General features: G+C 37.8%; 11 protein-coding genes. 1 reads left to right on the top strand and 10 read right to left on the bottom strand.

Going from position 1 to position 14,546, the window contains the following annotated elements; translation table 11 throughout:
* Positions 1 to 255: 255 nt before the first annotated feature.
* The 4 genes from RRV45_RS02160 to RRV45_RS02175 all read right to left on the bottom strand — a co-directional run bounded on the left by RRV45_RS02160 (position 256) and on the right by RRV45_RS02175 (position 4,526).
* On the bottom strand, positions 256 to 2,106 hold the full coding sequence (locus RRV45_RS02160) for an LTA synthase family protein (protein WP_315667116.1): 1,851 nt from the start codon (positions 2,104 to 2,106) through the stop codon (positions 256 to 258).
* Positions 2,107 to 2,301: 195 nt separating this feature from the next.
* Positions 2,302 to 3,033, bottom strand: a complete 732-nt coding sequence (locus RRV45_RS02165; protein WP_315667117.1) for an amino acid ABC transporter ATP-binding protein — start codon at positions 3,031 to 3,033, stop codon at positions 2,302 to 2,304.
* Positions 3,030 to 3,674, bottom strand: a complete 645-nt coding sequence (locus tag RRV45_RS02170; protein ID WP_315667118.1) for an amino acid ABC transporter permease — start codon at positions 3,672 to 3,674, stop codon at positions 3,030 to 3,032. The genes RRV45_RS02165 and RRV45_RS02170 overlap by 4 nt, the downstream gene beginning before the upstream one ends.
* 66 nt (positions 3,675 to 3,740) lie before the next feature.
* Entirely contained in the window at positions 3,741 to 4,526 is a 786-nt protein-coding gene (locus RRV45_RS02175; RefSeq protein WP_315667119.1) for a transporter substrate-binding domain-containing protein, read from the bottom strand.
* Between the two features lie 431 nt (positions 4,527 to 4,957).
* Between RRV45_RS02175 and RRV45_RS02180 the strand changes: the two genes are divergently transcribed.
* Complete coding sequence (locus RRV45_RS02180; protein WP_315667120.1) at positions 4,958 to 6,145, top strand: MFS transporter; 1,188 nt, start codon at positions 4,958 to 4,960, stop codon at positions 6,143 to 6,145.
* A gap of 262 nt (positions 6,146 to 6,407) precedes the next feature.
* Here the strand turns inward: RRV45_RS02180 and RRV45_RS02185 are convergent, their stop codons facing one another.
* The 6 genes from RRV45_RS02185 to RRV45_RS02210 form a co-directional block, all read right to left on the bottom strand.
* Positions 6,408 to 7,661, bottom strand: a complete 1,254-nt coding sequence (locus RRV45_RS02185) for an MFS transporter (RefSeq protein WP_315667121.1) — start codon at positions 7,659 to 7,661, stop codon at positions 6,408 to 6,410.
* Between the two features lie 182 nt (positions 7,662 to 7,843).
* Entirely contained in the window at positions 7,844 to 8,557 is a 714-nt protein-coding gene (locus tag RRV45_RS02190; protein ID WP_315667122.1) for a response regulator transcription factor, read from the bottom strand.
* 1 nt (position 8,558) lies between these two features.
* Complete coding sequence (locus RRV45_RS02195) at positions 8,559 to 11,204, bottom strand: ATP-binding protein (RefSeq protein ID WP_315667123.1); 2,646 nt, start codon at positions 11,202 to 11,204, stop codon at positions 8,559 to 8,561.
* 90 nt (positions 11,205 to 11,294) lie between these two features.
* Positions 11,295 to 12,233, bottom strand: a complete 939-nt coding sequence (arcC, locus tag RRV45_RS02200) for a carbamate kinase (protein WP_315667124.1) — start codon at positions 12,231 to 12,233, stop codon at positions 11,295 to 11,297.
* Positions 12,233 to 13,183, bottom strand: a complete 951-nt coding sequence (locus RRV45_RS02205) for an oxamate carbamoyltransferase subunit AllH family protein (protein WP_315667125.1) — start codon at positions 13,181 to 13,183, stop codon at positions 12,233 to 12,235. Before RRV45_RS02205 ends, arcC begins: the two co-directional genes overlap by 1 nt.
* 12 nt (positions 13,184 to 13,195) lie before the next feature.
* Positions 13,196 to 14,458 (bottom strand): YlbE family protein, encoded by a 1,263-nt coding sequence (locus tag RRV45_RS02210; RefSeq protein WP_315667126.1) that lies wholly within the window; start codon positions 14,456 to 14,458, stop codon positions 13,196 to 13,198.
* Between the last annotated feature and the right edge of the window lie 88 nt (positions 14,459 to 14,546).

Here is a 14,546-nt window from a genome sequence, read left to right on the forward strand (position 1 = left end):
GTAAAATGTTTCAACTATTATCTTTGGAAAAATGCAAACAAATTATCAAAAAACATTCATGATTTTGCGATCTCAACCTAGAATGTAAATGTCGTTGGCTTCATTTCTCTGCGCTGGTGATTACTCCGTATATCAAGGCTTGTTCAATGAATCCAACGACAATTTAGTTTTACACAGAAAAAAGAAGAAACCGTTTAAAAATAATGAAATCAGGACCAAACCTCAATGGATTTGGCCCTAATTTGTGTTAAATGACTATTGTAATGGCTTATTCCTTATATAATCTGAATACTGCAGAATGAGCAAAGTGTTATCAATTTTTTTTTGGAGGCCTTTTGTGTTCTTGGATTTCTTCATAGTTTTTCGATTAAATAAAGAAGCGGGGTCCTTAGCGCTTGGTGCAGTGTACAGGATTTCATTACTGATGAAAGATCCCCCGGGCATATAGTAACGCATCCCCAGAAGGTTATTTTCATATTGAAACAGATTATGTCCGATCATTTGCACATCATGCTCAATTCCTAGAAGGTTCAGAAGGGTTGGCATGAGGTCGATTTGGCCGCCAAGTCTAGAGTAAGTTTCTCCCATGAAAATATCCGGCGCGGTGAAAAGAACAGGTACAGTAAAGCGGTCATGGAGATTATAGCGATGACCCAGTATTTCTTTTAATAATTTCTGATCCTTTTCCGTTACGGGTGCTCCGTGTAATCCTGAATGATCTCCGTATAATAACAAAATGGAATGTTCATAAATCCCAAGATCCTTCAGCTGTTGGACAAACAATCCGATTTGTTCATCCGTATAGCGAACCGATTGTAAATAGTTTCCGACATATGTCCCTTTAAATTCTTCGGGCAAATCAAGATATTCCATTTGGGGTGGCATCTCAAAAGGGGTGTGGCTTGTTAAGGTAATGATATTCGAATACATTTTATCATGTGTTTCCAGCTGTTCCGGTAATTGTGACACGACAAAGTTAAATAAGATCTCATCGGCTGGGCCGAATCCAATTAGCTTCTTGTTCGGAATTTCGCTGCTTGTATATACATAGTCAAATCCAAGCGCAGGATATAATTTATCACGGCTCCAATAAGTAATATCATCTGCATGATAGGTAGACGTTCCATAGCCATGCTTTTTCAAGGTGCGGACTAGTGACGGGATCCCGCTGCCATCAATGACATTCACAGTTGGATCCATTCCCTCGGGATAAAGGGACGTATGCATGAGCCATTCCGCATCTGATGTATTGCCGGCGCCAATTTGCTGATACACATTATTGAAATAGGCGCTATCCTTCAATAGTTCATTTAAATGAGGGGTAATTTCCTGTCCATTAATTGTTTGATTAATAACAAATTCCTGTAAGGATTCTACCTGAATCACAAATACATGCCGATCCTTTGCAATGCCAAAGGTCCGCTGCTCGGTAAAAGGCACATACATATTTCCTTTTAATTCCGCCAATTCCTCATCTGATAAGTACTCATTTTGAGCAAAGGCTGTGCCAAATCCGCGTTCATATAATTGCACAAATTGAGATTGAATATATCCGTGCTTTTTGGCGAAATAAGATACATCCACTAAGGGATAGAAAAAAGCAAGAACAGTAGTAGCTAATCCTATACAGCTAAATCTGACCGCCCATCTTTTTGCTTCGCTGAAATGTTGGTTGCCATCTGATTTTGAAAAATACCAGATAAGCGGAAGAATGATTAAGACATCTAAGAAAAATAAAAAATCATAGGGTGTCCCAAGCAGAGCGACTGTCCCTTTGACCGAATTGGATTGATAGATTTGTTTCACATCATAATAGGAAGGGATCGTTGAAAAGTATCTTGTGTAAAAAATAACAATGATAAATAGGACAGATAAGCCAAGACTATAAAGCCAGATCGAAAGCCATTTACGCTTTTTTGAAAGGAAAATAAGTACAGATAAACCTAGGGCCCACATAGGGAATTCGATAAATAAAATATGAAAAATAGATGTATTATTAAAAATTAAAATCTGAAAAGCTGTTAATTTAATAAAAAGAATGAGCATAACTAAGCTATAAGGATGGAGCACAGCTTTTTTCAATTCTGTTGGCCAATACTTATTCATTGACAAAGGCACCTCTTGAATGTAATTAATCATCCTAAACTTTACCAAAAAGCATTGGAGCCTTGCAAACAATATATATGAAAATGAAAATAAATTATGTTGAAAGTGGATGTCGAAAAAATAATTTAAAAAGAGCTGCCTCCTCAAATAAAGGAAGGCAGCTTGTGATTTTTTTGTAGATTTAATAAAAATTAGTTATTTCAATACTTTACTTAAAAATGCTTTCGTACGTTCATGCTGAGGGTTTCCGAACAACTCATTTGGTTCGTTTTCTTCCACAATGTAACCGCCGTCCATGAAGATGACCCGGTCACCAACTTCACGGGCAAATCCCATTTCATGTGTGACAACTACCATGGTCATTCCCTCTTTGGCAAGCTGCTTCATTACCTCTAGCACATCGCCGACCATTTCAGGATCGAGTGCAGATGTTGGCTCATCAAAAAGCATAATTTTTGGATTCATGGCTAAAGCTCTAGCGATGGCAACACGCTGCTTCTGACCGCCTGATAATTCCCCTGGATAGCTATTGGCCTTATCCTTAAGCCCGACCTTATCAAGAAGATCAAGAGCTGTTTTTTGGGCAGCTTCCTTAGTTGTTCCGTGGATTTTTATCGGACCGAGTGTTACATTCTCCATGACTGTTTTGTGAGGAAATAAATTAAACTGTTGGAAAACCATTCCAACTTCTTGTCTGACTTTGTTAATATTAATTTTTTCATCTGTAATATCATAACCGTTAATAATAACTTGACCGCCTGTAATATCCTCAAGACGGTTCATACACCGTAAAAAGGTGCTTTTTCCAGATCCAGATGGCCCAATTACACATACTACTTCTTTTTCTTTAATTTCAGCATTAATATCTTTTAATACTTCTAACTGGCCAAATGATTTTTTTAGGTTTCTTACTTGAATAATACTCATCGTAATTCAAATCTCCTTTCCAGGAAGCTAGCAAGCAAGGAAATTAAATAAATGACAATAAAATAAATGACACCAACAGCAAGCCAAATGTTAAATGCCTCGAAAGTCGCTGCGGATTGAATTTGGCCTTGCTGTGTTAAATCTGCAATTCCAATGATAGAAAGGAGGGAGGTATCCTTTAAGCTAATAATTGATTGATTCGTAATAGTAGGAAGCATTCTTCTAAATGCTTGAGGAAGTACAATATAACGCATAGCCTGAGAGCCTGTTAAACCAATTGATCTTGCCGCTTCGGTTTGACCCTTATCAATAGATTGTATTCCCGCACGGATGATTTCAGAAAAATAGGCACCCGCATTAATAGCAACCGTAATAATACCTGCTGTCGTATTATTCAATGATATAATGCCGAATGAATTTAATCCAAAGTAAATAAAGAATAACTGAACAATGAATGGAGTTCCACGAATGGCATCAACAAAAATTTTGGCGATCCAATTCAGAACTTTTAAGGGTGAAAGTCTCAATAATGCAACAACCAACCCGATTAGGAATCCGAGTATGATGGCAATAATAAAAATATAGGCAGTTACTTGAAGACCTTTTAATAAATATGGCAGGACAGATAAAATTGTTTCCATCTTGAAGTCATCTCCTTTCAAAAAGAAAGCGCGCTTGTGTGCGCGCCTTTAAGTTTGTGTCTTAGATTATTGCTCACCAAGATAAGTTTTTAAAATTTCATCATATTTTCCATTTTCCTTAAGTTCAGCAAGACCTTTATTGATCTTTTCTAATAGATCTTGATTTTTACCTTTCAATACAGCGATACCGTATTGATCTCCATTTAAACGATCTCCGGCAATTTTTAATCCAAGGTCTTTTTGAGCAATGGCGTATGCAATAACGGGGTAATCTTCAATAAGAGCATCCGCATTGCCGTTAGCTACTTCTTGGAACATAGCTGGGCTGTCATTGAACTGTACCACTTTAAATCCTTTGCTATCAGCATTTGCCTGTGCAAAGTTAGCGCCTGATGTTCCCTTTTTAACAGCTACAGTTTTTCCCTTTAAGTCGTCAATTGTCGTAATATCGTTATTATCTTTATGAACAACCAGTGTAATACCAGCATCAAAGTATGGCTCTGAGAAATCTACAATTTTTTTTCTTTCTTCTGTAATACTCATTCCTGCAATCCCAACATCAAGCTGGTTAGCTTGCATAGCTGGAATAATGCCGCCGAAGTCCATTGGGTTTAATTCAATTTTAAAGCCTTGGTTTTCTGCAATGGCATTAATTAAATCGATATCAATTCCTTTATATTCTCCGCCTTCTTCAAATTCAAAAGGAGGATAGGTAGTATCTACGCCAATTTTATATACTTTAGAATCATTAGATGAACCTTCTCCTGACTTTCCTTCATTTTTATCTGTGCCGCAAGCAGCTAATAGAAGGCTGAGGATAACAAACAAACTAAGTAAACTAAATTTCTTCATTTTTTAATCACTCTCCATATTCTGACTATTGATAATTTGTGAATATTTTATAAATATAGCATAAAATATCAGGAAGGGATACAAAATTCGACAAAAAATATTATTTCATATGATTAATTTCCTTATTCCAAAATAGTTAGAATATGGGTATTATCCATAAATTCTCAGAAAATTAATCTTAAAATACTTTTCTTTATAGGTATTAAAGGTAAATAAGAGAGAATAATTAAGATCGTTTTTTAAGGTTATTTTTATTTAACTTTTTGAACATTTATTATTCTTGAATAAAGGGTTGAATACTTGATAAAAACGAATCATTTCTTTCATGTAAATTGAAACCTCGTATACAATGTATTACGATAGAAAATAATACCACCGTATAAGAAAATAAAAATAAAGACACAAAAGTTTTATTGAGAGGAAAGATTTATTTGGAAACTAAAAAGGTATTACCAATACTATTTCTAGTTATGTTCCTAGTCATGGTGGGCTTCGGAATAATTATTCCAGTTCTGCCTTTTTATGCAGAGGAAATTGGGGCAAGTCCCGCTGAACTAGGCTGGTTAATGGCTGTCTATTCTTTAATGCAGCTATTATTTGCACCGATGTGGGGGAGAATTTCTGATCGAATCGGAAGAAAACCGGTGATTGCGATTGGTATTGCTGGTTTATCATTATCGTTTTTCATTACGGCTGTTTCAACCGAGCTTTGGATGCTGTTCGCAGCGAGAATTATAGGGGGGCTATTATCCTCTGCAAATATGCCAACCGTTATGGCGTATGTAGCAGATATTACTTCAGAGGAAAACCGCGGCAAAGGAATGGGCATCATTGGTGCTGCTACTGGGCTCGGTTTCATATTCGGCCCAGCTATCGGCGGAATGTTTTCAAAAATGAGTTTAACGATGCCGTTTTATATAGCAGGGACAACGTCTGCGTTAACCTTTTTGCTAGTACTGATTCTATTAAAAGAATCATTAACAGAAGAAAATAGGCAGCAGCAGGCCAAAAACAAATCATCCTTATGGAGTGCATTCACTGGATCCGTATCCATATTATTTCTATTACAGCTGTTTATGTCCTTGTCACTATCCGGTCTAGAGGCTACTTTTGCTTATTTTGCGGCAAAAAAAGCTGGCTTAGGGACCGTTCAATTAGGCTATATATTTATGATTATGGGGCTTGCTAGTGCCTTTGTTCAAGGAGGCCTAATAGGGAGGCTGACGAAGAGATTTGGAGAGGGAATGGTCATACAGGGGGGAATCATCGTTTCAGCCATTGGGTTCGCCTGTATTTTGCTCGTTGATAGCTTTTCAACTGCCGCTTTGTTCTTAACGATTTTTGGGATTGGCAATGGTGTGATTCGTCCTAGTGTATCTGCATTAATTACGAAAAAATCGATGGCAGGTCATGGAAGCTCAACAGGGCTGCTATCTTCCTTTGATTCGCTTGGCAGAATTATTGGACCGCCATTAGGAGGCTGGCTATTCTCGATACAAGCAGGGCTTCCATACATATCTGGGGCTGTTTTATCACTTATTGCATTTGCTTTATATAGAATATATGCAATAAAATCTAGTAAAACAATATTTTATAAACCCGAGCTAGATAGAAAATAGAGAAATAAAAATCCCGAATCTATAAAGACTCGGGATTTTTTGAAAGATAATAAAGCATAAGTTTTCTCGAGTTTGAGAACTGTCTAGCTGCGAGTGCCATCGGCTCGAGGTCATAAGCCAATCAGTCAAGAAGGTAAACTGCAACCTTCTCGCCTGCTCGTCTTATGCTTGAGGCCCGCAGGATGCGGGTCATGCAGACGTTGCCACAGGACGTGGCGTTCTTAGTCTGCGTTCCCTTTATAAGCGGGCACTCTCCGCATTTCTATTTTGCACCTTCAACGTTTGGGCGGTTGTTTTCGTCAATGAACATAACAGCAACGGTACCGACAAGTAGAAGTGCACCAGCGAAATAGAATCCTGTGTTTAAGCTTCCTGTAACGTCTGTAAGGAATCCTGTAATATAAGGTGCTAAAATGGATCCGCACATTCCGATAAAGTTATAAACACCAAATGATGTACTATACGCATGTTTTGGTGCATTATCGGCGATAACTGCAACTAAAACAGGGTTTGTACTGATTTTACCGAAGATACCATATCCGATTAAAGCCGCATATAATACTCCCATATTATCGAAGAAAACAATGGATACTAGTGCAATGATGGATAATGGCATCATGACTAATAGAACTGGCTTACGTTTACCCATTTTGTCAGCAATCCAGCTGAAAAGAATGGAGCCTGGAATCGCTGCCCAAGGAACAAGGGATGATACGAAGGCAACACTTCCGCCTGTAATGCCGCGCTCCTGCTCTAAGTAGAAAGGAATCCAAGTGATAACTACGAAGAATGCGTAGATAGCACTGAAAATTGTAATATAAGCTGCAATCAAGTTTTTGTTTTTAAATAACTCTCCAAGTTTAAGCTTTTCGCCATTATTTTCTGCAGCTTTCTCTGCTTTCGATTTTGGCTTTTCTTTAATTACCCACCACATAGCTAATCCAATTAAAACGACAGGAATAGCAATGATGAAGAATGGTGATCTCCAGCTCATTCCAAATTCATGAACAGAATAACTTGAAATATAGTAACCAATTGACGTACCGAAAGCCATTCCGCTGTTAATGATCGCGCTGCCTAATGTAATGCGGTGTTTAGGTATCGCTTCAGATGATAGACCGTAAGAAGGTCCATAGAAGAAGCCTTGGAAAATACCTACCATTAACCAAGTTGTCATAAATAGGAAGAATGATGGCATCATACCAGTTACCGCTGCAAAAACACCGAATAGAATAACCCCTGGTACAAGCACTCGTTTTTTCCCAATTTTATCTCCTAGAATACCTGAAGGAATATTAAGTCCTGCATAGCCTAAGAAGAAGATACTCATAATTAAACCAAGTTGTGAATTACTTAAACCAAACTCACTTTGAATGTCGCCCATGATTGGGTTTAGAATTGTACGAGTAGCATATAATGCGACCCAGCCTAAAAAGAATACGGTTACAATCTTGACCCAATACGGAATTCCGCCTTTTGCTGAAGGCTGCTCATGTTGCTCCAAAACCTTTGCCATGTTGTTTTCCTCCCATTTAATTATTTTATATGCTGGCAGTAAGGAAAGGTATTAATGATTACACTCACACTATAAGACATCTTGCGTTGCAGACGAATAAAAAAGGTAAGGTTAACATTACAAAAAGATTAAAATCAAAAAAAATTCCCATATTGCAACCAGCAATACGGGTAGAGAAATCATTAAATTTTCGGAACATTCCGGAGCATATATCCAAGACCAGGATACGTTACGATATATTCTTCTTTAGTCAGCAAAAGCTCTTTGATCTTACGGCGAATTCTTGCGATGCAGACACGCAAATATTCTACATCATCTCTGTATTGCGGTCCCCAAACTTCTGACAATAAGGTTTCATGCTGGACAACTTTGTCTAGATTAAGCGCTAATATTTCCATAACGGAATACTCAGTTTGGGTAAGTTTAAATTCTTCATCATTAATCCAGCAGCGCTTGCTGCCGAGATCAATGGCTAAATCACCCGTGCGAATAATCGGGGTTTTCGCCAAACCAGGCTCAGCATTGCTTGAATGACTTCTTCTCAAAACGGCATTAACCCTGGCGAAAAGCTCATCTAATGAGAAAGGCTTTGTTAAATAGTCATCTGCACCAACATTCAAGCCATGAACTTTATCCTGTGGATTGCTTCTAGCTGTCAGCATTATGACAGGAACGTCCGAGAATTTGCGAAGCTTGTCGAGCACATAGAACCCATCCTGTCCAGGCATCATAATGTCCAGCAGTATTAAATCAGGTGAAATGAGGTCGAATTTATCGAAAAGTTCTTCGCCAGAATTGACCGTTGTTACTTCATAACCAATTGATTTTAAGTTAGCTGAAACAAATCGCAATATTTTTGGTTCATCATCTACAATACAAATCTTTTGCCCCTTCATTTTATTCTTCTCCTCTCATTATTGGGAAATATAGAATAAAGGTACTTCCTTTATCCAGCTCACTTTTTACCTCAATTTTCCCCTTATGAGCCTCCATAATTCCTAAACAGATAGAAAGACCTAAGCCCGTACCGCCTGTTCGCCGCGTTGCTGTTACATCTACTTGATAGAAACGATTGAAAATTTTTGTTAAATGATCTTCAGAAATACCAATACCGTTATCAGAAACTGTAATCTTAATATAATTATTTTCAACCTCTAGAGTAATATCGATTTTCTTTTCAAAGGAATCATTGTAACGAAGGGCATTCGTAAATAAATTGACTAGTACTTGCTGAACGCGCATTTTATCTGCATAGAAGGTGAAGCCGTCCCGCAGTTTGTTATGAAACTTCAAGCTAGCCCCTGCTTTAAGTGATAAAGGTATTTGTTCCATTGATTGTTCAATAACATGGTCCGCACGAATCATGTTTCGTTCCACATACATAGTTCCTGATTCAATCTTAGAGATATCCATCCAGTCATTAACTAAATGTAAAATTCGTTCAATATCCTCGTGAACGCCTTCTAAAAGCTCCTGCTGGAATTCAGGCTCCCATTCAACCTCAGAACGAAGAAGCGTTTCTACACTGCCTTTAATATTTGTTATCGGTGTTTTAAATTCATGAGAAGTCAGCGAGATTAAATTGTTTTTTAATGTATCAATTTCCTCTTCCTGTGTAATATCTCGTAAAACTAAGCCTTCACCGATAATGTTTTCATCTAGCATAACGGAAAATCTATGAAGTAAATAATATTTTGGCTTCTTTGATTTTTTCTTTTCTTCTAGTTTAAGCTCTCCTTTTTCGTTCGCGAAGAATGCGGACAAATCTTCCTTTTCCACATCAAATAGAGTAATAAAGCGTTTATATACATCATCTAAGCTTACTAATCCGTTACGGTACTCATAGTCAATTTCATCGTCATCGTCTTCATCTTCATCACTTGCCACAACTTTCAAGAAAAATTCATTGACATACTCTACTTCTTTTTGATTATTCAATAGCATTAATCCTTCTGACATACTTTCCAAGACAGCCTCAAGGACAGCATGTTTATTGCGGATTTCTTCAAATAAAAACTTGTTTTGCAGCATAACGGATAATGAACTGGCAAATGTATGAAGAAATTCTTGATCACTGGACTTAATTGTTTTATCGCTGGTCATGTCAACAATTAAATACCCTTTGTTTTTTTGTTCTATTTGTATTGGTTCCATATACTGCTGATCTCCAGTCATATTTTCACTGAGATATTGCAGTAAAGTTTGGTTTGTATGAATGGAATTGTTCGTAACAGCTAAATCTAGAAAGTATATATGAATAGAGTAGTTCATAAATGGTTCAATTTCTTTTAAACAGTGCTGAATAAAATGGGCCAAGTCTTTATTGGAAGAAACGGAGGTGATTAATTTATTTACTGCTTTTAATTCTGAGTTCTTATGCTCAAGGACTGCTGTCCTTTCCTGGACTCTGCCTTCAAGCTCTTTATTTAGCTCCATTAATCCTTTTTTATTTTTTTCGACCTCTTCAATCATGTTATTAAAATAGTAAAATAACTCTTCCATTTCCTGCGGACCTTGAATCTTCTTTGTTGACTCACGCTTCTTCTTGATGCCTATCGTGTAATCTTTAATGTAATTCAGTAATTGATGAATCGTTCGTTCCAGGCGATTTGTTAAGAGCAGGCTGACACCAATCATCAGAATGACTGTAATAAGCAGAAAGACCACTATCATCATGATGGCATTCTTATACGTTTTCATGATCACATCAGTCGGTTTTTCTATCCAAACAGTCCAATTAAGAGGGGGGATCTTCACATACGTAATATAGAATTCTTCCTGCTGATTTTCGATATCAAAAAAATTACTGCCTTCATTATTGCGCTGTTCTTCGATATACCGTGTGACCACTGACCCTGAGAAGTTTACGAGCTCTCTTCTCGTATCAATAGTTGGATGAACAATCACATTTTTATCCTGGTCAATCACAACTGCTTGGCCGCCTTCTCCAAAGGTGCGTTTTTGTATATGTTCACCTAATTCGTTCAAATCTAAAGCACCAAGCACATAGCCAATCATTTCGCCTTCTTCATTTTTGATCGGAGAAACGATCGTTACCAATAGAATGTTTGTGCCGCCCCTGCCATGAAAGACTGGAGAGATGACAGTGTCCTTAGTTTTTAGTAATTCCTTATAGTAGGATCGGTCACTAAAGTTAAGATTCTCTCTCTCTACCCCATCAGTGAATACCTCTGGATAGAAAACAATGGACTGTCCCTTAGTATTTCCAACATACATATTGACGAAGCCAGGATAGTTCTCTTTTATGTTTTTGAGCTGAGTTTGAATACCTTCCACATCTTGATTAATAAATTTTTCTCGGATAGTTAGTGATTCTGTTTGAATGGCTTTTTTATGTTCTAATACATAGTTTTGTATATAATCTGATAAATAGTTAGTCGTTTGTGCCTGACTTTTTTGATTTTCATTAATTAATGAATACAACTGATAAACTTGAAAAACTCCAAGTATCGCAATCGAGAAAAAAGTAATGGTTAAGAAGGAAGAAATGAGTTCTTTTTTAAAGGAACGGGCTTTTTTCATGTATGCCTTCCTTTCGAAAGAGAATTAGTAAAAATGGTATCTGCCCATGCTATATCGTAAGCATGAACAGACACCATGTTTGTAAACCAATTATTTAGAAACTTGTGTACCAGCTTTACCTTCCATAGCAAGGTCTGCTTGGTCTAATGAACAAATTATCGCACGTCCGCCTTGTTCAGCAAATTTAATAGCAGCTTCCATTTTTGGACCCATGCTGCCTGCGGAGAATTGTCCTTGTTCTACGTATTGTTTTGCTTCTTCTAATGTAATATTAGTTAATGCTTTCTGATCAGGCTTGCCATAGTTAACATATACATTTTGTACGTCTGTTAAGATCATGAAAACATCAGACTTCACTTCTTCAGCTAATCTGAAACCGCTGCGATCCTTATCGATAACCGCTTCGACTCCTGTGAAAGTTCCATCTTCATTTTTTACTACAGGAACACCGCCGCCGCCTGCAGCAATAACGATGACTTGATCATCTGTTAATTTCTTAATAATTTCAGAACCTTGAATAGATTTAGGCATTGGAGAAGGAACGACACGTCTCCAGCCGCGTCCAGCATCTTCCATAACTGACCAATTTTTCTCTTCAGCTAATTGTTTTGCTTCTTCTTCTGTATAGAACACGCCAATTGGCTTATCTGGATTTTGGAAAGCAGGATCATCCAAAGAAACTTCTGTTTGAGTTAAGATCCCAACTACAGAATTGTTTAAGTCAAGCTTACGCAATTCATTTTTCAATGTTTGATCCATCATATATCCGATGAATCCTTGTGACTCAGCACTGCACACATCTAATGGCAGTGGAGGTACGACTTCTTTCGCCTCTTCATTTTGGCGAAGAATATTCCCAACCTGTGGACCATTTCCGTGTGTAATAATGACGCTATGGCCATTCTTTACGATACGTGCAATAATTTCACTGCTTCTACGTACGTTTTCTAATTGATTTTCATAAGTTGCTTCCTGTTTCGGTTGTAAAATTGCGTTTCCGCCTAATGCAATAACTACTTTTTGACCCATTATTGTTTCCTCCAATATTTAATAGATAGAATCCCTATTAATAGCCCGAATGCTGTATCTACTCCAGAGCTGTGGCCTACCGTCATTAATTCTAATAGATTTTTATTCACCATTCCAGCATTCCACTCATCTGATGAAAGGTGGTTTACTATCTGAACAATTGATGAACTAAATTGGCCATTTAACGCATAGAAGAGATATTCCTTTGCGATATCTGTTGTGACAGATTCGTGCTTAAGGATTGTTTGAAGCGAGTTCACGAAGACAGGGCTAAAGGCATGTGAAACTTCATGTATGGCTAGTATTCCAACGAGATGGTCATCTCCAGAAGGGGTGAGACCTCTTCCTCTTCCTAAAAAATAGCGTACTGCTGCTTCGGCTTCTGCTTCATTGGCAGTGTGGAGAGCCTCCATCAGACGGTATATGGCTTTAACTGTAGGGGACTCGTCCTTTCTGTCACTTAGATAATCGATAATAAATTCTGCTATATCAATTTCTAATCCTGTGTTCTCCACAGAAGAAGTCAAAGTGGCAATAAATGCCTGCAAAGCCTCTGCAGACATTTGGAAATGACCTTGAGAGCTTTTTACAATGTTTGAGTAGGGTTTTCCTTGCTGAAAACTAACAGAGATTGGGCAGTTTTCGAAAGAGAGTTGTTTTTCAGCTTCGTTCCAGATGACTTGAGCTGGCATCTGGATGGTGGCTAAAACCTCTTGAACGGCTTCGTAATGAACATGAATACCGAACGGAAGCTTGCCGTTTTTTACGGTTCCAATAAAAAACAAACGATTTCCCATAAGGATGTTCATACCGTTATTAAAAACGCTATGAACAGTCCCAACCTTATTGTTTGCAAGGAAGAGAGGAATATTCTTCTCATATTCCTCCACCCAAATTATTTTGTTTGTATTCATGGTTTTATTATTAGCCAATTTTTTATTATTAGCCATACCTTTTTATTCTTAGATAAGACCTAATTTGATTGCATAGGCTTCAAGCGCTTTTTCGAAACATTCTTTTGGTGCCCGCACTGTTCCAGCACCAACTTGTCCAACACCGGCTTTTTTATGAGCAATCCCTGTGTTGATTACTGGTTCAATGCCAGTTTCTACAACTTTACGAGCGTCAATTCCAAGACAAGCTCCTTGGAAATCCCAAGTTGGGATCGTGAAGTTGCTGTTTTGATCTATACAGATTTCCATCATTTCATTACTTGTAGCAAGTGCATCATTAAAACCACCAGCTCCAACGAAACGAGTTACACCAGGAGCTGCGATCATAGCCATACCTCCTACACCGAATGTTTCAGTGATAGCACTATCACCGATGTCCGGGTTAGCATCATCTTGGGAATATCCAGTAAAGAACAGACCTTGAGGAGTGTTAACTGGAGCTGTGAACCATTCATCACCCATCCCGCTAATACGGATACCAAAGTCTTTACCATTACGGCACATAGCTGTAACCACTGTACCTTCTTGGATTTTTCTAGCTCCATCCATTACAGCTTTGCTAGTAGCCATAGCAATATTTAAGAAGAATTGATCAGTATCAGCTAAGAACTGGATAACATCTTTCAGATCTTTATCATCCATATCTAATTGAACAATATATGGGCTTATTTCTTTAAGGAAAATAAGGGACGCAGCAATATTACGCTGGTGGAATTCATCACCCATTGTAATCGCTTTTGCAATCATAACGTTCAGGTTTAAACCATCTTCCGTAAGCTTTAATGCTTTAGAAATAGTCGGACCTAACACATTTTGCATCCATTTTAAACGATTGATCACTTCATCAGAATAAGCACCGAAACGAAGAACCTTTCCAATACCTTCGTTCATAATGCAGTAAGCTTCGTTTCCTTCTGAACGGTTTTCCACAACAAAGACAGGCATGTTTGCAGATGTAATACCGCCCATTGGACCAACAGCGTTAACATGATGGCAAGGAATAAATGTAACTTCCCCATTAGCAAGCATTTGAATAGCCTCTACGTCAGAACTAGCCCAGCCCTCAAACAAAGCAGCACCAATACAAGATCCTTGCATTGGACCAGTCATATCATCCCATTTAATTGGCGGTCCAGCATGAAGAAGGACTTTGCCTTCATTTAATTCTTTAATTTTCTCTTTTGCTGGAACTACATCAACTAGGAAAGGAGCTGCTCCAGAGATTTTTTGTATTACGGCTTTGTTTGCTTCGTCCATTGAATTGTATAGCATGTTTATCCCCCTCACAATATTTTTATGAAAAAATCTATCTATTTTTTCTAAATTGCTAGTTTGAAAAGGCAGAATGACTGCCTTTTCA

The sequence above is a fragment of the Bacillus sp. DTU_2020_1000418_1_SI_GHA_SEK_038 genome (assembly GCF_032341175.1).
Taxonomy (GTDB): Bacteria; Bacillota; Bacilli; order Bacillales; family Cytobacillaceae; genus Cytobacillus.

Coding starts and splice junctions, on each gene's coding strand:
- RRV45_RS02160 (WP_315667116.1), bottom strand. CDS start 2,106: ATGAATAAGTATTGGCCAACAGAATTGAAAAAAGCTGTGCTCCATCCT.
- RRV45_RS02165 (WP_315667117.1), bottom strand. CDS start 3,033: ATGAGTATTATTCAAGTAAGAAACCTAAAAAAATCATTTGGCCAGTTA.
- RRV45_RS02170 (WP_315667118.1), bottom strand. CDS start 3,674: ATGGAAACAATTTTATCTGTCCTGCCATATTTATTAAAAGGTCTTCAA.
- RRV45_RS02175 (WP_315667119.1), bottom strand. CDS start 4,526: ATGAAGAAATTTAGTTTACTTAGTTTGTTTGTTATCCTCAGCCTTCTA.
- RRV45_RS02185 (WP_315667121.1), bottom strand. CDS start 7,661: ATGGCAAAGGTTTTGGAGCAACATGAGCAGCCTTCAGCAAAAGGCGGA.
- RRV45_RS02190 (WP_315667122.1), bottom strand. CDS start 8,557: ATGAAGGGGCAAAAGATTTGTATTGTAGATGATGAACCAAAAATATTG.
- RRV45_RS02195 (WP_315667123.1), bottom strand. CDS start 11,204: ATGAAAAAAGCCCGTTCCTTTAAAAAAGAACTCATTTCTTCCTTCTTA.
- arcC (WP_315667124.1), bottom strand. CDS start 12,233: ATGGGTCAAAAAGTAGTTATTGCATTAGGCGGAAACGCAATTTTACAA.
- RRV45_RS02205 (WP_315667125.1), bottom strand. CDS start 13,183: ATGGCTAATAATAAAAAATTGGCTAATAATAAAACCATGAATACAAAC.
- RRV45_RS02210 (WP_315667126.1), bottom strand. CDS start 14,458: ATGCTATACAATTCAATGGACGAAGCAAACAAAGCCGTAATACAAAAA.